Origin of the sequence: Halalkalibacter sp. AB-rgal2, assembly GCF_041821005.1 — a bacterium.
GTDB lineage: Bacteria > Bacillota > Bacilli > Bacillales > Bacillaceae_D > Halalkalibacter.
The window spans coordinates 1-21552 of sequence record NZ_JBGUAV010000011.1 but is presented as its reverse complement, the minus strand read 5'-3'; the positions used below and the strand labels follow the sequence as shown (position 1 = coordinate 21552).

At 37.1% G+C, this 21552-nt stretch carries 23 protein-coding genes; 9 read left to right on the top strand and 14 right to left on the bottom strand.

What is annotated here, in order from left to right; genetic code table 11:
• Positions 1-42: 42 nt before the first annotated feature.
• The 3 genes from ACERJO_RS10630 (at position 43) to ACERJO_RS10620 (ending at position 2288) form a co-directional block, all read left to right on the top strand.
• On the top strand, positions 43-684 hold the full coding sequence (locus tag ACERJO_RS10630) for a lytic transglycosylase domain-containing protein (protein ID WP_373647420.1): 642 nt from the start codon (positions 43-45) through the stop codon (positions 682-684).
• 292 nt (positions 685-976) lie between these two features.
• Positions 977-1351: a globin domain-containing protein gene (locus ACERJO_RS10625; RefSeq protein ID WP_373647419.1), complete on the top strand. Its 375-nt coding sequence runs from the start codon at positions 977-979 to the stop codon at positions 1349-1351.
• A 16-nt stretch (positions 1352-1367) separates the two neighbouring features.
• Entirely contained in the window at positions 1368-2288 is a 921-nt protein-coding gene (locus tag ACERJO_RS10620) for a ClpXP adapter SpxH family protein (RefSeq protein WP_247106104.1), read from the top strand.
• A 650-nt stretch (positions 2289-2938) separates the two neighbouring features.
• Here the strand turns inward: ACERJO_RS10620 and pepF are convergent.
• The 4 genes from pepF to mecA form a co-directional block, all read right to left on the bottom strand.
• The gene (pepF, locus tag ACERJO_RS10615; RefSeq protein ID WP_373647418.1) at positions 2939-4744 is read right to left on the bottom strand and encodes an oligoendopeptidase F; all 1806 of its coding nucleotides are present in this window, start codon (positions 4742-4744) and stop codon (positions 2939-2941) included.
• A gap of 45 nt (positions 4745-4789) precedes the next feature.
• Complete coding sequence (locus ACERJO_RS10610; RefSeq protein WP_373647417.1) at positions 4790-6019, bottom strand: competence protein CoiA family protein; 1230 nt, start codon at positions 6017-6019, stop codon at positions 4790-4792.
• A gap of 214 nt (positions 6020-6233) precedes the next feature.
• Positions 6234-7745: a cardiolipin synthase gene (gene cls / locus ACERJO_RS10605; protein ID WP_373647416.1), complete on the bottom strand. Its 1512-nt coding sequence runs from the start codon at positions 7743-7745 to the stop codon at positions 6234-6236.
• A gap of 250 nt (positions 7746-7995) precedes the next feature.
• Complete coding sequence (gene mecA / locus ACERJO_RS10600; RefSeq protein ID WP_247106108.1) at positions 7996-8637, bottom strand: adaptor protein MecA; 642 nt, start codon at positions 8635-8637, stop codon at positions 7996-7998.
• Positions 8638-8974: 337 nt separating this feature from the next.
• Here mecA and ACERJO_RS10595 point away from each other — a divergent pair, with 337 nt between their 5' ends.
• Positions 8975-9655: a TerC family protein gene (locus ACERJO_RS10595; RefSeq protein WP_373647415.1), complete on the top strand. Its 681-nt coding sequence runs from the start codon at positions 8975-8977 to the stop codon at positions 9653-9655.
• A 19-nt stretch (positions 9656-9674) separates the two neighbouring features.
• Here the strand turns inward: ACERJO_RS10595 and spxA are convergent, their stop codons facing one another.
• The 5 genes from spxA to trhA all read right to left on the bottom strand — a co-directional run bounded on the left by spxA (position 9675) and on the right by trhA (position 13215).
• Positions 9675-10070 (bottom strand): transcriptional regulator SpxA, encoded by a 396-nt coding sequence (spxA, locus tag ACERJO_RS10590; protein WP_035344599.1) that lies wholly within the window; start codon positions 10068-10070, stop codon positions 9675-9677.
• A gap of 236 nt (positions 10071-10306) precedes the next feature.
• Entirely contained in the window at positions 10307-10870 is a 564-nt protein-coding gene (locus tag ACERJO_RS10585) for a GNAT family N-acetyltransferase (protein ID WP_247106110.1), read from the bottom strand.
• Positions 10871-11052: 182 nt separating this feature from the next.
• The gene (locus tag ACERJO_RS10580) at positions 11053-12258 is read right to left on the bottom strand and encodes a putative glycoside hydrolase (protein ID WP_247106111.1); all 1206 of its coding nucleotides are present in this window, start codon (positions 12256-12258) and stop codon (positions 11053-11055) included.
• Positions 12259-12307: 49 nt separating this feature from the next.
• Positions 12308-12535, bottom strand: coding sequence for an excisionase family DNA-binding protein (locus tag ACERJO_RS10575; RefSeq protein ID WP_373647414.1), 228 nt, complete (start codon positions 12533-12535; stop codon positions 12308-12310).
• Positions 12536-12567: 32 nt separating this feature from the next.
• Positions 12568-13215 (bottom strand): PAQR family membrane homeostasis protein TrhA, encoded by a 648-nt coding sequence (gene trhA / locus ACERJO_RS10570; RefSeq protein ID WP_247106113.1) that lies wholly within the window; start codon positions 13213-13215, stop codon positions 12568-12570.
• A 281-nt stretch (positions 13216-13496) separates the two neighbouring features.
• On the opposite strand from trhA, the gene ACERJO_RS10565 reads away from it, so the two are divergent.
• A complete protein-coding gene (locus ACERJO_RS10565) occupies positions 13497-14024 on the top strand; it encodes an HD domain-containing protein (protein ID WP_373647413.1) in 528 nt (175 codons plus the stop codon).
• Positions 14025-14086: 62 nt separating this feature from the next.
• On the opposite strand, the gene ACERJO_RS10560 is transcribed toward ACERJO_RS10565, so the two are convergent.
• Positions 14087-14647: a TlpA disulfide reductase family protein gene (locus ACERJO_RS10560; protein WP_373647412.1), complete on the bottom strand. Its 561-nt coding sequence runs from the start codon at positions 14645-14647 to the stop codon at positions 14087-14089.
• Positions 14648-14735: 88 nt separating this feature from the next.
• Between ACERJO_RS10560 and ACERJO_RS10555 the strand changes: the two genes are divergently transcribed.
• Both ACERJO_RS10555 and trpS read left to right on the top strand, forming a co-directional pair.
• Positions 14736-14903: a hypothetical protein gene (locus ACERJO_RS10555; RefSeq protein ID WP_247106116.1), complete on the top strand. Its 168-nt coding sequence runs from the start codon at positions 14736-14738 to the stop codon at positions 14901-14903.
• 89 nt (positions 14904-14992) lie between these two features.
• Positions 14993-15973: a tryptophan--tRNA ligase gene (gene trpS, locus ACERJO_RS10550; RefSeq protein WP_247106117.1), complete on the top strand. Its 981-nt coding sequence runs from the start codon at positions 14993-14995 to the stop codon at positions 15971-15973.
• A gap of 525 nt (positions 15974-16498) precedes the next feature.
• On the opposite strand, the gene ACERJO_RS10545 is transcribed toward trpS, so the two are convergent.
• The 3 genes from ACERJO_RS10545 to ACERJO_RS10535 all read right to left on the bottom strand — a co-directional run bounded on the left by ACERJO_RS10545 (position 16499) and on the right by ACERJO_RS10535 (position 18448).
• Positions 16499-17242 (bottom strand): DUF3603 family protein, encoded by a 744-nt coding sequence (locus ACERJO_RS10545; RefSeq protein ID WP_247106179.1) that lies wholly within the window; start codon positions 17240-17242, stop codon positions 16499-16501.
• A 98-nt stretch (positions 17243-17340) separates the two neighbouring features.
• Positions 17341-17562: a YuzI family membrane protein gene (locus ACERJO_RS10540; RefSeq protein WP_247106118.1), complete on the bottom strand. Its 222-nt coding sequence runs from the start codon at positions 17560-17562 to the stop codon at positions 17341-17343.
• Positions 17563-17623: 61 nt separating this feature from the next.
• Positions 17624-18448 carry a DUF2268 domain-containing putative Zn-dependent protease gene (locus tag ACERJO_RS10535; protein ID WP_247106119.1) on the bottom strand — a complete coding sequence of 275 codons (825 nt, stop codon included), beginning with the start codon at positions 18446-18448 and terminating at the stop codon, positions 17624-17626.
• 159 nt (positions 18449-18607) lie between these two features.
• Here ACERJO_RS10535 and ACERJO_RS10530 point away from each other — a divergent pair, with 159 nt between their 5' ends.
• Together ACERJO_RS10530 and ACERJO_RS10525 are read left to right on the top strand one after the other, a co-directional pair.
• Entirely contained in the window at positions 18608-18754 is a 147-nt protein-coding gene (locus ACERJO_RS10530; RefSeq protein WP_247106120.1) for a hypothetical protein, read from the top strand.
• Positions 18755-18783: 29 nt separating this feature from the next.
• On the top strand, positions 18784-19134 hold the full coding sequence (locus tag ACERJO_RS10525) for a hypothetical protein (RefSeq protein WP_247106121.1): 351 nt from the start codon (positions 18784-18786) through the stop codon (positions 19132-19134).
• Positions 19135-19189: 55 nt separating this feature from the next.
• Here the strand turns inward: ACERJO_RS10525 and ACERJO_RS10520 are convergent, their stop codons facing one another.
• Positions 19190-21346 (bottom strand): DNA topoisomerase, encoded by a 2157-nt coding sequence (locus ACERJO_RS10520; RefSeq protein ID WP_373647411.1) that lies wholly within the window; start codon positions 21344-21346, stop codon positions 19190-19192.
• Between the last annotated feature and the right edge of the window lie 206 nt (positions 21347-21552).

The window sequence follows — 21552 nt, the reverse complement described above, 5'->3', positions numbered from 1 at the left end:
GATATGATTAGAAAAAGACTTATACATAAATAGAGGTGTATTATGAATATAGCTTCATTCTTACCATTACAACCGACGTCTACGTCACACTCTACAGCTTATTCGAAACCTAATATTATGCAATCATTCTTTTCGACCTTTTTACAAGAACAAATGGAACGATTACAATTGGATTCAACTACATTGCCCAATCAACCAGCAGGCTTATTTCTCGATCCTTCGCTAAACGTAACAAGAAATATACGAGACATACAGTCACCTTCTGTTGTTGAGCAAATTTCGAATACAAGTACAAAACAAGCTGAGGGCGATATTCATGCAATCATTGATCAAGCTGCTGAAAAGTATCAACTAGATCCGAATCTCATTCATGCTGTCATTAAGCATGAATCGAACTTCAACCCTAACGCAGTCAGTCATGTTGGTGCATCGGGACTCATGCAACTTATGCCAGCAACTGCAAAGATGCTTGGAGTACAAAATATGTTTGATCCTACCGAAAACGTCGAAGGCGGGGCGAAATATTTAAGACAAATGCTCGATCGTTACAATGGAAATGTTCAACTAGCTCTAGCCGCTTATAATGCTGGGCCTGGTAATGTTGACAAATATGGTGGAATCCCACCTTTCAAAGAAACCCAAAGCTATGTACCACGTGTGTTTAACACATATGCAAGATTATAAGAAAAACTGCGGTAGCGGTCTTTCCTTAATTGATTAGGCTTCTTCTCCACAAATTAAATTCTAATAATGCAATAAAAACAGGAGATTGTTTAATTTAAACAGTCTCCTGTTTTTTTGAGGAGTATCCATAATCTATTCATTCAATCATCTCATTTGATGAACTGAGTTAAGCTTGCTAAAATAAGAACAAAACAAACTTCTTTCATCAGTGTAAAAGCTTATTGACCAAACATATTATTGGAACTTAGTCCACTTTACATATATACTTATCTCTAGCTCAATTAGAAGGAGAATGTATATGACACAAACTCCGTATGATTATATAGGAGAACAAAAATTACACGAGCTTGTGGATGTCTTTTATTCCCATGTCTCAAAACATGAAGAGCTAGCACCGTTGTTTCCAGCTGATTTATCGGAAACAGCTCGTAAACAAAAACAATTTCTTACACAGTTTCTCGGTGGACCCATGTTATATACAGAAGAACATGGTCATCCTATGTTAAGAGCTCGTCACATGCCATTTGTTATCACGCCGCAACAAGCAGAAAATTGGCTATCCTGTATGAAACAAGCGATGGATGAAGTTAATCTTTCCGGAGATATTCGTGAATATATACTAGAGAGGCTAACGATGACCGCTCATCACATGGTGAACCACCCTTAAGAAAGGAGAATGACCATTGAACCGTAAAGATACAACAACAACTTGTGATCAGCTACTGGGAATATGTGGTCTAGATCCTACTGAGAAGCATCACGTTAAACAACATAAACCAATAGAAATTTATACATTTATTGATCCGTTATGTGCAGACTGCTGGGCATTCGAACCTATTTTAAAGAAACTACAGATTCAATATAGTCGCTATTTTCGAATTAGAATCCTCGTAGCCGGACGGCTTGAAGCTTGGAATGCTTGCACAAAAACCGAAAAAGGATTGACAAAAACCAAACAAGAAATCGCCAGAATTTGGGAGGATATTGCATCAAAATCTGGTATGTCCTGTGATGGAGACTTTTGGCTTGAACATGATCTTAATTCTCCTTATTTAGCCTCAGTTGCCATTAAAGCCGCTGAGCTTCAAGGTCCTCATGCAGGAAAACGTTTCTTAAGAAAAATGAGAGAAGCTCTCTTTCTCGAGAAGCAGGATATTACAAATCAACAAGTTCTTCTAAAATGTGCAGAGCAAGCTAAATTGGACTTAATTGAATTTAAACAGGACCTTACATCTAAGAATGCATTAGACGCTCTACAAAATGACATTCACACAACTCATGAAATGGGTGTAGACTTTGTGCCGACCTTCGTCTTTTTTAATGTAGATAATGAAGAAGATGGGATTAAAATCACAGGTAAATATCCATATCATGTATATGAAGGTATTCTTGAAGATTTACTTGGCTTTAAACCAGAGGCTAACTCGATGATTTCGTTGGAGGAATTTTTACAACTATATGGATTTGTTTCGACCATTGAAGTCGCGGTTGTCTTTAACCTTACTGAGCAAGAAGCTGAAAAGAAACTCAAGACATTAATGCTTCAGCAAAAAGTAGAATCGGTCCCCGTTAAATATGGAATGTTTTGGCGAACGTTAAACTAATTCATTTTTTCATACATGACATAATCATCGCCTGCTTTTGGAAGGGCACTGAAAAAGTTTCGTTTTAAAGGCCACTGAAAAAGTGCGATTTTCACTTTTTCAGTGGCCTTTAAGTAATGTGCGTAGCCGTTGCCCGATTTTGAAAACCTTGCTATGATTGAGTTTTTCATAGCAAGGCGTGCAACGAGCGGAGCCATTACTCTCCTTTGAGTAACTAGAAAGGACTTTTTCAGTGGCTTCTCGTTTTTAGCTTTTTCAGTGCCCTTTTAGCTTAAATGAATACTCATTCATAACTCTTCTTGACTTCTATCTTACACTATTTAGCATATCGTATTTATGAGGACTCTTATGAGGAGGATGACTTGCGTTGATTCGTTTAAAATTACTTATAGGAATTCCATTTATTATAATCAGTTTCTATTTCTTATTACTTTCGATAATGAAGGTATTTCCGATATGGATTTCAGCCCCACTTCTTTTTATATCTATTGTGTTAACTCTTTCACCATTATCTAGCCAAAAGCGCTTTAAAGGCTTTTAACGCTTCTTTTAGTGCATTAGCGACTAGCTTCCGTTTGGCCATAACTTCTGACTTTATAAATAAGACAGCAATCCTAATGATCGCTGTCTTATTACATCACGTAACAAATCTAAACTTCTGATAATAACTGCTCCATTTCCGTTAAAGTTTCCTCAAACACATCAAGTGCTTGATCGATGGGCTGAGAAGAAGTCATATCTACTCCTGCATTCTTCAAAACTTCTATCGGATAATCGGAGCTACCCGCCTTCAAAAATTCAATATACCTCTTAACAGCTGGTTCGCCTTCCTCTAAAATTTGCTTTGACAACGCTGCTGCTGCACTATAGCCTGTTGCGTACTGATACACATAGAAATTATAATAAAAGTGTGGAATACGCGCCCATTCAAGAGCAATTTCTTTGTCGATGGTAAGCTCTTCACCGAAATATTTCTTATTTAATCTATAGTACAAATCAGACAAAAGCTCAGGTGTTAGTGCTTCTCCTTGAGCAGACTTTTCATGAATAAGCTGCTCAAATTCAGCGAACATCGTCTGACGGAAAACGGTTCCTCTAAAGCCTTCAAGAAAATGATTTAATAAATATAACTTTTTCTTTCGATCATCCGTCTCTTTTACTAAATAATCATTCAACAAAGCCTCATTGACAGTTGATGCCACTTCTGCGACAAAGATTGTATAATCCCCGTATACATATGGTTGATTTTCTCGAGTGTAGTAGCTATGCATACTATGACCAAATTCATGAGCAAGAGTGAACAAATTATTCACGTTATCCTGCCAATTCATTAAAATGTATGGCATCGTTCCATATGCACCAGATGAATAGGCTCCACTTCGCTTACCTACATTTTCTTCTACATCAACCCAACGCTTTTCAAAGCCTTCCTTTAAAATCGCTACATACTCTTCACCAAGTGGCTCAACCCCTTTAGCAACGAGCTCTTTTGCTTCTTCATATGAAATTTTCATCTCAACATCCGAAACGAGTGGCGTATATAAATCGTACATATGTAGCTCCTCGACACCTAACACCTTTTTCCGAAGTCGTACATAGCGATGCAGTAAATCTAACCTTTTATTAACGGACTCTACTAACTGGTCATAAACCACTTCTGGAATATGATTTTTACTTAGTGCCGCTTGACGAGCGGAATCATACTTACGAACCTTTGCATAGAAGCGATTCCTTTTCACTTGACCAGATAATGTCGAAGCAAACGTATTCTTAAATTTACCATACGTATCATAAACCGCCTTAAAAGCTTCTTCACGCACACGACGATTATGGCTTTCTAAAAACGTTAAATAACGACCATGAGTGACCTCTACCTTATTTCCATTGTCATCTGTAATTTCCGGAAATTTCATATCAGCGTTATTGAGCATGCCAAATGTTTGGCTTGAGCTATTAATCGCCTCACTAGCTTGTGCTAAAATGGATTCCTCCGATTCAGATAAAACATGCTCTCTCTCTTCGTTCAATTCAGCAAACATTTGCTTATATAATTGTAAGCCTTCTTCTTGCTTTAAAAATGCATGAATGGTTTCTTCCTCAAGAGATAATAACTCAGGAACGATATAAGAAGACGTTTGTGACACCTCTGCAGCTAAGGCCATCGCTCGATCATTTAACCCTTGGTAAGTTGAGTTTGTCGTATCCTGATCATAACGCATATGAGCATACGTATATAATTTTCCGAGCTCTTCGGTTATCTCATTACTCTTCTGAAGAACAGCTAATAATGAAGTCGGTGAATTTCCCAAAGTCCCTTTTCCTTTTTGCAACTCTGGAAGTTTTGACTTAATTGATTGAAAGGATGCTTCCCATTCTTCACTTGATGAATAAATTGCTTCTAAGTCCCACGTTTGTTCAACCGGGATCTCTTCACGCTTCTTAACGGCTTGACTCATTTCACAGCACCTCCATTTAGATTCCCTTCATCCTATTCGACTTTCTTAGTTTAATTCCTCTTTCATTTTAGAATTCAAGTATAATGGATTTTTTTCGATAACGCGAAACATACACTTATGATCTAATTGAATGGCTTGTGATGAGTTTTTAGGATGAATGGCTTCGCGTAAGCGTATATACTGATCATTTGTAGTATCAAGCCTTTGTAAATAACGAACCTTAACTAACCAATCTAGATAACCATCTATGCTTAAAGTCCACGATTTAGTATCTAAAAGGTTGCGTTGTGAAAAAAGTCGATTTCGAATAAGCCCTTGCATACATTGGACGACGATGTTCTTGTTAAAGGGTTGGTTTAATGGTTGATATTGAAAGCATTCTAGTAGGAGGAAAGTTTGCCAAATGTAGGTCGGTGTTTCAAGGAGTTCACAATATGATGTTGGCCATCCAGCTTCAATTGGAAATAGACTTGGGGATAAACGATGCTTATAGACGAGTTGACGGAAATACCGTTCGATTAGGTGAGGATAAGGGTGCGGAATTTGGTAGCGCCAATGCTTCTTAATCGTTAACCATTGTTGTAACAATTGGGATGGTTTTAAAGGAGGGTATAGTACCGTTTCAATTTTAGTATCAATTAGAGGTACCTCATTATAGGAAGCTAATACTTTCGTTGTAGAGTATGGAGTAATATGGTGCAAATGACTAATCGCTTTTGTTTCAGGACAATAATATACAATCATTCGCTCGGATGTCTGTTGCTCGATAGAAGCAAACCACTCATATGCTTGTAACGTAAATTGATGCTGTCCCCTCCTTTTCAATCGGTTTCCCCCAAGTATCCAGACTGGTATAATCCCTTGCTGTAAGTACCCTTCTGTTCGCTTCTCAATAAGGTCAAGCGGAATCGTTGAGCATTGATACTCTAACGCATACAGCTTGTTTTGTAGGCGAAATACTAAATCTGGCCGTTGCTTAATGATAGGGAGATAATATTCCATTTTAACCGGAACATTTTGATTTTTTAACCAATCATACAAATCTCTTTTCCCTGTTAAATGATAGTTTGTTTCATGTTCTGGTAAATAGGAACAGCCTTGCTTAGAGTGATGGGCAAAATGAGAGTGGTTTTTTCGTCCTATCTTTAGGACGACAGGTTTTTCACAAACGGGGCAATAAAACTGATCTTTTTTACGAAGGTCTTTCAATTCTTGTAGTGGCCAATCATCGACAAGCGAGATGATCGTTCCATTTGATAATGAAGCAGTAAACATTTCCCACCTCCATTCTAGTATATAGAAACTATTTCGACGTGTCTTCTTTCTTCTCCTTCTTTTTTCACAAAAATCATTCCCTATTTTCAAATTTAAAGAAAGTTGGGGAAGCTTACCTGCTTCCCTCGGAAAGCGAAATATATTTTAGGAGCAGTTTAATTGCATTCCTGTATAGTTTGTTTAAATTCTCCTTCTCATTTATTAAGTCTTATCACTACAACAACGGCGATAGCAATCTAGATGTAGATTCAATTATTTTATAAAAAATGGAACGTTGCTTAAATGATTGTTGATCTAACCTTGTAGAATGCTCAAAATCATAAATAAAATCGCTCACTAACTTATTCACACTTTTTGTTCGGTATAAAAAGGCATTCACTTCAAAATTTAAATGGAAACTTCTCATATCCATGTTAGACGTACCAATCGAGGCAATTTCATGATCAACGATGAGAACCTTACTATGTAAAAAGCCTCGTTTGTACTCATAAATATCAACTCCAGCTTCAAGTAACTCAGGAAAATATGAGCGTGAAGCATGAAAAACGATTCGCTTATCTGGACGGTTTGGAACGAGAATTCTAACATCAATTCCACTTAAAGCAGCAATTTTAACCGCACTTAAAATATCATCATCTGGTATAAAATAAGGACTTGCGATCCAAATGGACTTCTTCGCTGACGTAATCATTGAGAAAAAGAGTTTTTTATTAATCTCCCATCTCGAATCTGGTCCACTTGCGATCATTTGCACACCACCATCACCTTTTTGATAAGGTGAAATAGGAGGTAAATAAGTAGGATTCACAATCGCTTGATTCGTGACATAATACCAATCTTGAAGGAAAATAAGCTGCAACGTTCTAACTGATTCCCCTTTGACATAAAGGTGTGTATCTCTCCACAAGCCAAAATATGAGTGTCTCCCTAAATATTCATCACCTATATTTAAACCACCAACAAAACCAATTACCCCATCAATGACAATAATTTTTCGGTGATTACGATAATTAATCTTATGGTTTAATACAGGAAGTCGAACTGGTGAAAATGCCTCAACTTCAACACCACCAGCACGCAATTCTTCAATATAGACACGTGAAAGTGCCCAACTTCCAACGGCATCATAAAGAAAACGAACCTCTACTCCTTCCTTTGCCTTTTCAATTAGAATTTCTTTAATCTCTTGACCAATTTTATCGTGTCTAACGATATAATATTCTAAATGAATATGATGCTCCGCAAGCTTTAACGATTGCAAAATATGAGTAAAGGTTTCCTTACCATCAGTCAGTACCTTTGTTTCACTCGCAAATGAAACTGGGTTTTTTCCAAGTTTGTGAGCTAATTGAAACAAAAGCTGCTGGTGCTCCCCCATTTTGTTCATCTGTTCTTCATTTAATGTCCGTTCTCCCTCAATCGTTTGAAATACTTCCTCATCTTTTACAGCCTTTTTAAAGAATGTTCGATTCTTGCGATGATTTTGACCAAATATTAAATAGAAGAAGAAACCAAAAATCGGGAAGGCTGCTAAGACGAGGAGCCACGTCAGCGTCTTTGTCGGATGACGATTTTCAAAGAAGATCACCACTGCAATGAAAACAACAGATAATGTAAAAGCAACACTAATAACACCAACAATCCAGCCTTCCCAGTACGACCTAGTTATATATAAAGCTGATATAATAATGATAAAAAAAATAAATACATTTAATCGAGTTTTCATCATACTCTCCTAAAATTAATTGCGTCGTGCTGAGCCATTATAAATGGTTGAACTTTTCTGAAATTGACCTTCTTTCTAGAAAAGCATGCAACGATTGACGCCGATGCCTTTCTCTGAACCGTCCTACATCCACATTGATTAGACTTTTATTTTTTCCATATTTCCCTTTTAATACAAGATGTATTTATATATTTTGATTCTTTAAAAAAAGCCCCAAAAGGTCTTAGCAAACCTTTGGGACATGTGAACCTTACTTGTCAAATGATGTACGCATCGTTAATAAAGCATCTGGTGCTGCAATCTCTTTGCCGTATTCTTTAATACGGTAAATAGAGACGTCAGATTCATAACCATACTCTAGCATTTGACTTAAAATATCATCCTGTTGATCTTCGTTGTAACGTTCATCATTAAAGAGTACATACACGTAATAAGTCCCCTCAAAATAATGAAGCTCGGTGTTTAAATCTTCAACGATCACACCGTGGCTTAAAGCAATCACATCTTCAAAATCAAGGAACCCAATGACAATCTCTAATTGCTCTAGTCCATCCTCCTGCTGCTCTTCCTCTGCGAGTAAATCAAGAACGGTTTGCTCATCTGAATCCTTGTCTTGTGAAACAGGAATTTCAAGCTTCACATTTCCATCAGTCACTTGACCTCGTGTTACAACGATTTCTAGCCCTTTATCTAAAGCATGAACCTGGATCCATAACGGACCATCTAGTTCAAATTCATCGCGATCACTTGCTTCGTTCATCATTTCAAAGAAGAGCTCTTCTCCACGCTCACGATTGTACCAGATCTCATCTCGATCAAAGCCTCGAGCCTCAATATCATTATACGTAATAAAAAACTTAATCGTCGTTTCATTCACGCGTTCAATATCCATAATTCGCTCTCCCCCCTAAAGTCGAGTTGTTCCTTATCAATAGAGTATGCTCGTTTCTCTATCATATCAAGGATTTGAAAAGGTTCAAAGGATTAAATATCGAACCCCTTCTAACTCTATTCTATGATAAATCGAGCAAAAATGGAAATCCTATCACCTATTTTTACGATAGATGGTGATTGTCCATATTATGATAAATCCTTTCTCTTAGTTTAACAGACATAAAATTAAATATCGAGCCATACATTTAGAAAAGACAAGCTTTTAAAAAATAAACTCTTCAAACGTATATGTAACGATAATAAAATTTATGAATTGCTAAAAGGGTGAAGGATATATGGATAGTGAATTTCTTATTTCGTTATTAACCATTATTGGTATTGATATTATTCTCGGTGGGGATAATGCAATAGTAGTCGCTTTAGCGTGCCGACATTTACCACCGTCCATACGTAATCGAGCCATTATATTAGGCATCTTATTTGCCTTATTAACAAGAATGTCATTAACCGTTGTTGCTGTTCAATTATTAGAGGTGCCCTTTTTACTTGCAATCGGTGGCGCTTTACTCATCTATATCGCTTATAGCCTACTCACAGAGCAAGCACGAGATCATAAGATTGAAGGTGGCGCAAGTCTCTTTGAGGCTATTCGTGCCATTATTATTGCAGATCTAGTTATGGGCTTTGATAACGTCATTGCTGTTGCAGGTGCAGCTCATGGAGACCATCTATTAGTGATGATTGGATTAATTATATCTGTGCCGATTATTATTTGGGGAAGTAAGCTTATTTTACTTGCTTTTGATCGATTTCCGATCATTACGTATATAGGGGCAGGTATATTAGCCTTTACCGCCTCTAGAATGATTACTCATGAGCCAATGCTTATGCCTTTATTCATCGGTCATCCTATTTTTACAATCATGATACAGTGCTTTATCATTATTGCGGTAATCGGGATCGGTGCTTATAAATTACGCAAACAAAAAGAAAGTAGCTCATTCACATATAAGTGAGGCTACTTTCATTTAGACATTAATTAACGAGACGTTGTGCCTCTTGTAATTGAAATGTACGAACCTTCCGAGGTAAGAAGCGACGGATTTCAGCATCATTATATCCAACTTGCAGACGCTTCTCATCAAAAATAATCGGTCGACGCAATAAACCTGGATGGTCACTAATAATTTGAAACAACGTTTGTAGAGGCAGTGTTTCTAAATCGACATTTAGTTCTTGAAACACTTTTGAACGCGTTGAAATAATTTCATCCGTTCCATCCTCAGTCATTCGAACGATATTTTTCACTTCCTCAACCGATAACGGTGATGTGAAAATATTTCTTTCTTCGAAGGGAATATCATGTTCTTCTAACCAAGCCTTTGCTTTTCGACATGATGTACAACTAGGTGATGTCAATAATGTAACCATCAAACGACCTCTCCTTATCTAATTTAAATTTGAGATCTACGAAGAGCTACTTTCATTCAATAGCCTCATCCTAAACCATACTTTACAACATAGCTATCTCACAAGTATTTACCCTGATGCGTGAGCTTCTAAACCTATTATAACTGATTTTCCTTTCTAAACAAATATGTTTATAAAGTTTTTGAGAATTTTTTTCATTTTAGAATAATTATTTTCATCATTTTGTCATGACTTTATTATTCCTTCACTTTTTCCTTTATTTCTTCGTAGGTAAGTACTTCCTCAACAGTCTGATAAGACTCACCATACAATTCCTTATCCTTGTACGTATGAATATTCTCATACGTATGTCTCATTTTCTCATAAATACTTCTCTCAGACTCATTCGTCGGCGACCAATAAAGAATTTCTAATTCATTGATTTCATTCGTCGCTAACGATCTACGTCTATATCCGATTGACTGAGCATGCTTAAAGCCTTCTCGATTATAAAACCTTTGTCTCTTCCTTGAATCAGTATCTTCGTAATCAATGGGCTCTACTTCAAGGATAATGGGCTTATTTTTCTCTTTTAACGCTTGGAGTAATTGCTTACCTAACCCTTGGCCTCTTGCTTCCTTTGATACAAATAAGTAATCGACAAAAACAAAATCGTCCGTTTCAACATACATTAACACGTGATGAGGTCCCTCATCTTTATAATAAATGTCGGCCTTTTCCTTTAATAATAATTCCATATGTTCTTTTGATTTCATCTCTTCTATCGGAAAGTATTGATTTAATTTCTTATACCAGTTCATTCACTATGACCCCCAAAAAGCATTTATACTAGTATATTCCTCTTTATCATCTTTTTTAAACAAGACTAGCCAAAAAAACTCCACTTATTCAATCTATATAAATGGAGCTCTAAAAGGCTTCCTTTTAGAGCTCCGCACGAATGATTTCTCCTTTTATCATATGCTCATACATTATTACTCGTTCATGACGGGTTTAGGTAATCGACACCTTCTGTATATCGATTCGAGGCATTCCAAAGCAAAAATTCGTTAATGTCTTCTTCATATAACGCACGTATTTGAGCCTCGACTTCATCTTTGCCATACTTAATGTAATTCCCTGACCCTAACCAGCTTGCAGTAAAATCTTGGATCCACGGGCGAGATACTGGTGGATCATCTAACTGAGCTAGTACTTCATTTTCCACTTCCGCATATGCCTTCGTTAACTCGTATGGATATAAGTCTGGCTTATCTATACCGAAATACGGAGTCCAATGACTCGGATAAATCATCGATGAGATGACATCTACATTATCAGAAATATTTGCGAAATTTTGACCAATTCCTGGTGCTTCACTAATGGTCGCCGCATAACCAAAAATATCTACAGATACATCTACGTCATATTTAGAAAGTCTTTCTCTCGCATATGCAACAAAATCCGTTACTGCTGTTACACGTTTTTGTACATTGTCATCCTCACCATCATATTCTCCAACCTCATACTCTAAATCCTCATCCCTTCTTTCAAATCCTTCTGGGAATCGAACATAGTCAAATTGAATTTCCTTAAAACCGAGCTGTGCTGCTTTTTCAGCAATCTCAACATTGTAATCCCACACCTCTTGCAAAAATGGGTTAACAAAAGATTCGTTGCGTCGATTTTCCCAAACTTGTCCGTCCTCTAAAAACGACCACTCGGGCTTCTCTTTTGCCAAAACAGAATCTTTAAAAACAACGACCCGGGCAATAGGATACACGTTGTTATCTTCTAGTGTTTTCATCAAACCGTCAATATCGCCAATGAAATTCTGAGAAATATCATAGTACGGAGAATCTTCATCAGGTCTAAAAGTTAAATATCCATGATCATCTTTAATATCGATCACCATTGAATTCAAATCCGTGCTATTTAGGAGTTCAAGCAACGTTTCAAATCGTTGCCCACCAGCCGAATTACCAGTCACATAAATGCCTCTCACCCCATCGTCTGGGTAAGGGAAATTGTAGCCAGAATCATGGGTAAATCGTGGCAACATTTCAGGTAATAGCAAGCTTCCCTTTCCTATTTGCTTCAATGAATGATTTTTTGCTTGTTCGTTTGGCTCTTGCTCAGCATGTACAAAAATTGGATTTACAAAGCTCACCATCAATATTAAGAGCACAGAAACCAATTTCTCCCCCATATGTCTCACTCATTTCTTTCTGGTTTTGTGGTCATCTTTAGCTTATGTACTAATCCTCATCTTTAGCATCCCAATCATCGGGAAGTGATTCAAGCTCTGTTAAAAGCTGCTTTTTTAATTGCTCAAGCTGTTCCTTATGACGTTCAAAGTAGTCTTGGTTAACAAGCCAATTTTCACCGTCAAAAAGAGCTTTCACGTTCCCTTCTTGGATTTGCTGCTCTAAATAAGCTACAGGCAAATCCAAATATTTAGCAAGCTCTTTTAATGTCACAAACATGCTTCTTCCCCCTCTATATCCCTTAACCGAATTTATGACAGTGGAAGTACATGGAATAAAATCATAATAAAATGAAGGATTGAACCAGCAAGAACAAATAAGTGCCAAATAGCATGATGAAATTTAAACCCTCTCCAAACGTAGAAGATCGTCCCAAATGTGTAGCAAACACCACCTGCAACTAGCAGAACCATACCTGTTGTTGATAAGGTAGAAACAATCGTGCTCATCGGGATAATCGCAAGCCATCCCATCGCAATATAAAATAACGTAGATAAAAATAAGAAACGTTTTACAAAGAACACTTTAAAAATGACACCTATTGTTGCTATTCCCCAAATAACACCAAATAGCGTCCAACCTAGCGCACCTTGAATGACAATAAATAAAATAGGCGTATACGTACCTGCTATAAACAAATAAATTGAAGCATGATCGAAAATTTCAAATAAGTCTTTCACTTTCCCAGGAGGAAAAGCATGCACTAATGTGGATGATAAATATAACAAAAGCATAGTTACACCATAAATCGTAAAACTTACAATGTGTAAGGCTGATCCATATATCGATGAAAATACAATTAATAAAACAAGTCCAGCAACACTTAACAGTGCTCCTAAACCGTGTGTAATTGCATTAGCGATTTCCTCTTGCTTCGTAAACGTGTGTGTGGAGGCCATTTTTATTTCACTCCTTTCATTACTATATTAACTATAACATAAAATGCTACGAAAAACTGCGTAGTAGCCTTTTCTTCATTACGTAGCATCGTAGTCTACAATGATGTTACATTTGTCTGAAAAGTGGAGTTTTTTAAAACAAACGTGGAGATACTAAACCGTCGCCTTCCCTTGAAGCCATTTTCAACTACCGTGAATGTAAAAATTTCATTTGTCAAAAAGAATGTAAATCTATATAATAGAAAAAATACACTTTTTTAATAAAACGTAAGGAGGATATTATGAGACATGTTACGTTAATTGATGTATTTGAACATCCAATTACTCAAAAGTATATAAAACGATCTGGCATGGCTCATGCTATCGCTTGTGCCTACCATGCGTTTAAACTTTCCCATCAATATAATGTTGAAACGGACACAGCAACGAAAGCTGCATTTTTACATGATATCGGTCATTATACGTGGTATCGTAATGGCCAATGGGATTACGAGCTATACAAGGAAAATGATATTCATGCAATTAAAGGGTCAGAGCGGGCTCATAAATTACTCATACGTTTAGGGGAGCATCCGAAAAAGGCCAAGGAGATTGCTTTAGCCATTCTATTTCATACAGATTCCTATTTACCTGGAGGTCGTTTGCAATTAAACCCTCTCCAACACGTTGTCGCATTAGCAGATGAAGCCGACGAAGAGCCAGGCGGAAATCACCATTATCGGAAAATTAGCGATGAACAAGCGAGACAACAGCTCCAACGCTTAGATCAGCAAATTGACCAACTGCAAAACGTCGCCCAAGGCTACTAATCCGAAAGTCATTGGAAAAGTTGGTCTTTAACTTTTTCAATGACCCTTTCACAATGATCTTGTCACTGCTTAAAAATGACAGAGTCAATGATCTCCTCTGAAAGCATTCCATTAATCCGTTCCAAAACGATTCCGTCTTCATCTATAACGAGAGTCGTTGGTATCCCTATCACTTCATATAATTCCATCACATCTCCCTCTTCATCCATCATCGGATCAAAGGAAGCTCGAAAATAATCAAGAAACGGCTTCACCTCAGACTTACTTTGCTCTTGGCTTGTCAAATTTACGACGACCAATTCTCTACCTGCTTTCTTTAAGCGCTCGTCTAAAGCGACAATTAAAGGCATTTCCTCTTGACAAGGTGCACACCAAGTAGCAAAAAAATGTAGGACTATTCCTTGTCCTCTATAATCGTTAAGCGATACATTCTTACCTGATAACGTATGAAGAGAAAATTCCTTCGCTTGTTGTCCAATTTGAACACCTGGTTTGACCATGTTTGCTACAGATTCCTCTAACTGTTGAAATGTTGATTGTGATTGACTGTACATAAAACCGACCACACATAATAACACGATGAGTGCAGCACGATAAAATATCTGTTTACTTTGATAGATCATTCTCTCACCCCTCACTTGTTTGAGCTGTTATAATGAAACGTATGTCCCAATTTTTGAAATCATGCAAATAAGTAAAGGAGATTTTTAAATGGCATTGTTGCAGCTTATTCAATTGTGTGCAATCCTCCTGTTAGCTGGTTATATCCTTTTTCTTTCCCTCTATTCCTTATCAGTCGATGTGATCTTCTTCGCATTATTAAGCCTAAATTTGATCTTATGGATTTTACGTCTTAGAGGTAAGCATAAGCAAGAATGAAACACCCTATACAAAATTAAGCTCTCTCTAGGCATTTGCATTCTGTTTTGGTATGATTTGTTTATGGAATTGTAGAAAGGATGGACAAAATGAAAACAGTATTTTCTGGAATACAGCCGAGTGGAACATTAACATTAGGAAATTATTTAGGTGCGATGAAGCACTTTGTCGATATGCAGGAAGATTATAACTGTTATTTCTGTATCGTGGACCAACATGCGATCACCGTTCCACAAGATCGCCTACAGCTAAAAAAGAATATTAAAAGCCTAGCAGCCCTATATTTAGCAGTTGGAATTGATCATGACAAATCGACTTTATTTATCCAATCTGAAGTACCAGCACACGCACAATTAGGTTGGATTATGCAATGTGTTTCATACATAGGTGAACTTGAACGAATGACACAATTTAAAGATAAATCTGAAGGAAAAGAAGCTGTATCTTCAGCCTTACTAACATATCCTCCATTAATGGCTGCTGATATTTTGTTATACAAAACAGATATTGTGCCTGTTGGAGAAGATCAGAAGCAACACCTTGAATTGACTCGCGATTTAGCCGAACGCTTTAACAAAAAGCATAATGACATTTTCACCATTCCTGAAGTGAAAATTCCTAAGGTTGGAGCACGTATTATGTCATTAAACGATCCACATAAGAAAATGAGTAAATCAAATCCTAATCCAAAAAGCTACATCTCTATGCTAGATGATGAAGCAACGATTACGAAAAAAATAAAAAGTGCAGTAACAGATACTGAAGGCACTATACACTTTGACAGAGAAACAAAACCAGCCGTATCGAATTTATTAACCATTTATTCATTATGCACAGGTATCGACATAAACGAACTAGAAGCAACTTATAGCGGAAAAGGCTATGGTGAATTTAAATCCGATTTGGCTGTAGCTGTTGTTCAAACATTAAAGCCGATCCAAGACCGATATTATGAACTTGTTAATTCTGATGAGTTAGACAAAATTCTTGATCACGGAGCGGAAAAGGCGAACAAAGTGGCCACTAAAATGATGAAAAAAGCAGAAAAAGCAATGGGATTAGGAAGATAAACGGCATGCATTCGAACGAAAGAGGCTGGGAATGGACTCAAATAAAGGAAAGGGTGAATGACCCCACAGGTGAAGCCGAGGAAGACTCAGCTCCGCCCCGCGGAAAGCGAGAAGGGCACTGAAAAAGTCCTTTCTAGTAACTCAAAGAAGGGTAACGGCACGAACCTGTGACCGCCCTTCACTTTAAAGAGTAAGAAATAATGAAAAAAAGTCGGTGAAATTTTACTTATCGTTAAATTTCACCGACTTTTTTTCATTTCAACCAGAGGAGGGTTTTGTCCCATCCTCTTTTTTACAATCCTTATATGATTAATAACCTGCATTACGCTTCATGATTTTCCCTACGAAAAATGATAAGCCTAATGTTCCCACTAAGATTACAACCGTTAAAATCTGCATAACTGCATAAGCAAATCCATCCATATGATAGCTCTCCCTTCACCGATCGTCCTTCTTATTATTATAGGAGAGTTCATAAATCATGTAAATATTTTATACCCAATAAATTTGAACGATTTCCAAACACTACTTAACCCTTTCATTCTGTTCCAACTCCCATAACTTCTCAAAGAAAGCTTGTCCCTTTACCATAGCTTCACATAATGCCTCATGTTGTGTACTCCATCCATCCTTAACCTCTGCATACAATTGAGTCCAAGCATCTTCTCGAGTTAACATTTGAATCCTAACATAATCCTGAGGGCACCATTCTGTGTACCAATAGCGCACTTCTGCATCCGTACCCGTAGAATATAATTGATCTAACGCCATATACAAAAGCTGCTTTAACTGTCTCTCTTTACGCGTAAGCCCTTTTAGTTCATGAGGATGAGGCGAAAGGATATGATACTCTTTTTCCACTGCCTCTTCTACTGAAAATCGTTTGACGCTCTCCTGTTTTATTTTTTCATAGACTGCCTGCTCTTGTCTTGGTGTTAAGCGACTTTTACGAATTGGTGTCTTATAGCCCATAGTATCAATCGCAATCATTCGTACACCATCAGTCGCAATAAAACAATAATCCAGTTGGATTCGCGACATATTTTTGCGTAAGTAACTTTGGTGATGAACATACGCCAACAACTCTTCTGGTAACTCCAGTAATTGATTTTCAATGTAATCAAACAAATTTCGATTCACCCATGCTAAAATAGCTTGGTCTAATACTTCAATTCGGTCATCACTACGCCATTCATGAAACTCACACACATTATAGCCGTTTTCCTCACCTTCAAACCAATTAACCCATACATCACGGATATGGACCACCATAGCCATAGCCCTCCTAACTGTAAGCTTTTGTATCCACAGTATAGGCAGACCTCAACCAGTTTATTCCACTGAATTCATGATTTCATTTCTTACCTTCACTTCTTAACTCTTTTTCTCCATGAAATTTCATACGTAATGCTCAATAAGATAAGAATAAGCCCGATTAAAAAAACATATAACTCAACCCGACGAATGATAAATGATACGTACATTGAAAATTCGTAGCCAGTCGTTAATAAATTTAAATAGGCAACTAACGAAATCCCACCGACCACAGCGAAGACAAAGCCTAAGATGAGGAAAAACAATCGAATCATTTTTTTCACCTGCTTTTTAATTTTTATCCTAAACCATCACCTCTCCTTAAATGACAACACTTCATCGTTCTGTTTTAAAATAGGAGGAACACTTATATAATGAGCTCGCATCAACAGTAAGCATATTTTTCGTCGATATATATTGGTTTGCTGCAGACTCAATTAATTTAAAACCTACATAATATCCTAACCAAAGTGGAACACCTGTGTTTGGATCACCATACAGTAAAGTGTGATACGCTTTTCTTCCTTTCTTATAAAGAAACGGTTTTAAAAAATGATCAAACCATCCAATTGAAGAAGCTTCATCATAGTATCGTGTCCATACAGCACACTCCTGCTTTCCGAGCTCTTCTTTAACAGCCCATTCTGCAAGACCCTCCATACAGATTGATTCTAATAATGTCATTTTCTCTTCATTTTCCTTTGTATGAGCTAGGCGACACACATGATGATATTCGTGAATGGTTAACGCTCGTAACTGTTCTTTTGTTATTGTTGGCTTTATTAATAAAACGATAGCATGTGATAATGTGATGCCTGTTTTTTCCCCTAATTTCTTTAATAATGGTGGTGGTTCATCGATAAGAGGTAATATATAAATTTTACAAGCGGGTCCATCCCATTTTTTTCGTAACCGTTCATATTCTTGTTTCACGATTGACCAAGGGTGTAGCTGTAACCACGTATCGATGTCCTCCTCACTTACCAGTTGATCTGGAGTAAACAATCCTAATTGCCATAAATAAGCTTGAAGACTATCAACATGATCGGTTTGGAACAGCGAACATAACGGTTCGATGATCCACTTTTGTTGTCGATTCATCTTATCTCCATAGCTTTTTACATATGCTTGTAACCATTTATCCGTACGAACGACTCCCATGCAACACCCTCCCTAGTTCTACTATATGAGACAACACTTTAAATTGAACCATGTTAGACGAATTCTTCTTAAATGTATTGGGATATTCATAAATAATGAACGAAAAACTTCAATTGCGAATAAACTAAATAAAGACGTTTGCTAGAAGTAGGTGAAAACATGGAAGATAACGTACAAAGAATGGTCCTATTAGTCGTAATCCTATTCATTATCTTTAGCTTTTTAACAGGATTCGATGTTACAAATGATGCGGATGTTGACAACGATGCTTTAGACCCAGCAAGTCCATTACTACTTTATGATTAACCTTAACGAACCATTAAGGAGGGGTTTATATGTATCAGAATGGTCCACCTCATTACAACCCCTATAATACTAAACAACAGTATTACTATAATCAGCAATCACAATCACCGCCACCGCCATTTCAACCTCAGCAGGCTCCAAATCAAAACAACAAAAAAAAGCCACAACTATCACCGAATACGCTTGCAGTTGTGACCGCTCTGTTAACAAATGCATTAACAGTGCAATCGGTATTAATCGATAAAGATAAAACGATTCAAGTTCTATTAGAAGGCTCATTACATGTTCCAAATAAATCAGAGCTCGACATTCTCATTGATCAAGTACGTGATGTACCAGTAGGAGACTTTATTAACTCACTGTTAAATCAAGAAAAATAGAAGCTATGCGTGTTCTGCATGTTCACACGCATAGCTTTAAGTAATTCAAACTTGATTATTGATTACTCTTCTGTTCGAATTTCATCGTCCATCCATAACGCTTTTCTTCTTTCTTCCATTCATATTTCAAAATCGCTGAAAACGATTTTCCTTTTTTACTTTTTAAGCCCTTCACCTTCGCTTCTCCATGTTTCAAAATCGATTTGACCATCGTTTTTGTCGGCTTCTTATTTAAAGCAGCTAAGTAACGATCATTTTTCCAAATGACAAAGGTACACCCACTTTTCCAATTGCTGCATCCAAACCCCTTTTTTCCCTCAATAACTTGATGGTTACACCTTGGACATGCACCTAGAGTTTCATTTGTCTTCAATGAAGGAGACTGCTGTTTAATGACCACATCATCAGATTGCTTCATTCGGTCAACCATTTGTCCAGTTAGCTTTGTAATAAAAGTTAAAAAAACATCCTTATGTAAGCGATTTTTCTCAATTTCCGATAAAGCTTTCTCAAGTCTACCGGTAAAATGTAAATCAAATAACTCTTTAATTGGCAACGTTTCAACTAGCTTTTTACCTAACTCCGTGCACGTTATATTCTTTTCTTTAAACGTAATATAACCGACCTTTTTTAATTTTTTTATCGTGTCAGCTCTCGTTGCAGGAGTCCCGATGCTGTAACCACTTAATATTGAATCAAGCCATTCATTCTCCTCTTGGCCTTCCTTAGAACTCTCTATATGTTTCCCGCATGTTTCCATTACCTTCAATAATGTCTTTTCCGTATGTGGCTTTGGTGGTTTCGTTTGTTTCTTTTCGACTTTTACGTTCTGGAGAAGGACGTCTTCATTTTCGTGAATCAACGGCAGCATGACATCCTTTGATACATCATCCTCCACCTCCTTCCAACCTTTCTCTAACTGAACCTTTCCTTTTGCGCGAAAAAAACCATCAACCTGTTCATACGGTACTAGCTTAATCACCGTTTCTTCATAAGTAGCTATTGGCATAAATTGCATGAGGAATCGATTTCTTATTGCTTCATAAACGATCTTTTCATCTTGAGTGAACGATTTCGGAATGACATATGTTGGAATGATCGCACTGTGACTTTCTACTTTCGCATTGTTAAAAACTCGTTTCGACTGATGAAATTTTAGTTTATGTTCATAAGACAATCCTGCTTTCAACGTTTGCAAAACTTTCTCAGCCTTTTGTTTTAAACTCTCATCCAATGCAACACTAGAAGTTCTCGGATACGTAATCCACTTCTTCTCATATAGTTGCTGGGCGACTTTTAACACCTTATCAGACGTCCATCCGCGATATTTACTCGTTATGTAGCCTTGTAAATGAGTCAAATTAAATAAAAGGGGAGCGTATTCCTTCTTTTGCTTGACATCCTTCTTCACAACCTTTGCCCTTTTCCCTTGAAGTAATCCAGCTATATGATCTAACTGGCTCCGCTCCTTAAACGTATTTGACTTCAAATAATAGTCCGCTTCAAAATGATCGTTGTTTGCCGTTTGACAACGGGCTTTCAACTTATAATAATCTTCTGGCTGAAACTGCGCTATTTCTTGATCTCGATCATAAATGATCTTTAATGTCGGCATAAGAACTCGACCGACGTTGAGAGCCCCTTTTCTCGCTCCTTTTTGGTAACATAACGTCGCAACGGACGTCAAATTAATACCTAACAACCAATCTGCCCATTGACGACTTAACCCCGCATCACGTAAAGGACTCAACTCACTGTTATCCTTTAACCTTAATAGACCTGCTCGAACTTCTTCCCCTGTCCATTCATTTAATAACAGACGATACACTTTTTTTCTACTCCCAATTTTCAGAAGAATTGTATCGGCAATTAATTGACCTTCTCGATCATAGTCACACGCAGAAATGACCTCTGCTACATCTGTTCGGGAGATTAAACGTTTAATGAGCATAAATTGCGTATAGGAGCCCTGCCTTCGATCTTTTTTTACTTTATATTGAAATGTTGGTGGTATAAATGGAAAGTATTCTAACTTCCAAGATGCTTTTTCTTCGTCATAATCCTTCACATCATAGAGCTCCAGTAAATGTCCGTAGGCCCATGTAATGATATATCCATTGCCTTCATAATAACCGTCTTTACGTCCCTTTATTTGAAGCGCATCTGCTATATTTCTTGCGACAGAAGGCTTTTCAGCAATAATGACCTTCATCTTATCGCATCCTTTCAATAAACTTCCTACAGAATCTATGTTAGAACACTTCTTTTTGAAATTCTACTTTTATTCAAAAAAAACCGCGTGAATCCACTGAAGAAGTGCAAATCAAGAGGCCACTGAAAAAGTTTGGTTTTAACTTTTTCAGTGGCCTTGAAGTAATGTGCGTAGCCGTTGCCCGATTTTGAAAGCCTTGCAATGAG

Bases quoted from the DNA above. Each gene is read 5' to 3' on its own strand.
- mecA (WP_247106108.1), bottom strand. From the start codon at position 8,637: ATGGATATTGAACGCGTGAATGAAACGACGATTAAGTTTTTTATTACG.
- ACERJO_RS10625 (WP_373647419.1), top strand. From the start codon at position 977: ATGTATATGACACAAACTCCGTATGATTATATAGGAGAACAAAAATTA.
- ACERJO_RS10585 (WP_247106110.1), bottom strand. From the start codon at position 10,870: ATGAACTGGTATAAGAAATTAAATCAATACTTTCCGATAGAAGAGATG.
- pepF (WP_373647418.1), bottom strand. From the start codon at position 4,744: ATGAGTCAAGCCGTTAAGAAGCGTGAAGAGATCCCGGTTGAACAAACG.
- ACERJO_RS10525 (WP_247106121.1), top strand. From the start codon at position 18,784: ATGTATCAGAATGGTCCACCTCATTACAACCCCTATAATACTAAACAA.
- ACERJO_RS10555 (WP_247106116.1), top strand. From the start codon at position 14,736: ATGGCATTGTTGCAGCTTATTCAATTGTGTGCAATCCTCCTGTTAGCT.
- ACERJO_RS10610 (WP_373647417.1), bottom strand. From the start codon at position 6,019: ATGTTTACTGCTTCATTATCAAATGGAACGATCATCTCGCTTGTCGAT.
- trhA (WP_247106113.1), bottom strand. From the start codon at position 13,215: ATGGCCTCCACACACACGTTTACGAAGCAAGAGGAAATCGCTAATGCA.
- ACERJO_RS10535 (WP_247106119.1), bottom strand. From the start codon at position 18,448: ATGGGAGTCGTTCGTACGGATAAATGGTTACAAGCATATGTAAAAAGC.
- ACERJO_RS10580 (WP_247106111.1), bottom strand. From the start codon at position 12,258: ATGGGGGAGAAATTGGTTTCTGTGCTCTTAATATTGATGGTGAGCTTT.
- ACERJO_RS10595 (WP_373647415.1), top strand. From the start codon at position 8,975: ATGGATAGTGAATTTCTTATTTCGTTATTAACCATTATTGGTATTGAT.
- ACERJO_RS10630 (WP_373647420.1), top strand. From the start codon at position 43: ATGAATATAGCTTCATTCTTACCATTACAACCGACGTCTACGTCACAC.
- spxA (WP_035344599.1), bottom strand. From the start codon at position 10,070: ATGGTTACATTATTGACATCACCTAGTTGTACATCATGTCGAAAAGCA.
- trpS (WP_247106117.1), top strand. From the start codon at position 14,993: ATGAAAACAGTATTTTCTGGAATACAGCCGAGTGGAACATTAACATTA.
- cls (WP_373647416.1), bottom strand. From the start codon at position 7,745: ATGAAAACTCGATTAAATGTATTTATTTTTTTTATCATTATTATATCA.
- ACERJO_RS10575 (WP_373647414.1), bottom strand. From the start codon at position 12,535: ATGTTTGTGACATTAAAAGAGCTTGCTAAATATTTGGATTTGCCTGTA.
- ACERJO_RS10540 (WP_247106118.1), bottom strand. From the start codon at position 17,562: ATGATTCGATTGTTTTTCCTCATCTTAGGCTTTGTCTTCGCTGTGGTC.
- ACERJO_RS10530 (WP_247106120.1), top strand. From the start codon at position 18,608: ATGGAAGATAACGTACAAAGAATGGTCCTATTAGTCGTAATCCTATTC.
- ACERJO_RS10565 (WP_373647413.1), top strand. From the start codon at position 13,497: ATGAGACATGTTACGTTAATTGATGTATTTGAACATCCAATTACTCAA.
- ACERJO_RS10560 (WP_373647412.1), bottom strand. From the start codon at position 14,647: ATGATCTATCAAAGTAAACAGATATTTTATCGTGCTGCACTCATCGTG.
- ACERJO_RS10520 (WP_373647411.1), bottom strand. From the start codon at position 21,346: ATGAAGGTCATTATTGCTGAAAAGCCTTCTGTCGCAAGAAATATAGCA.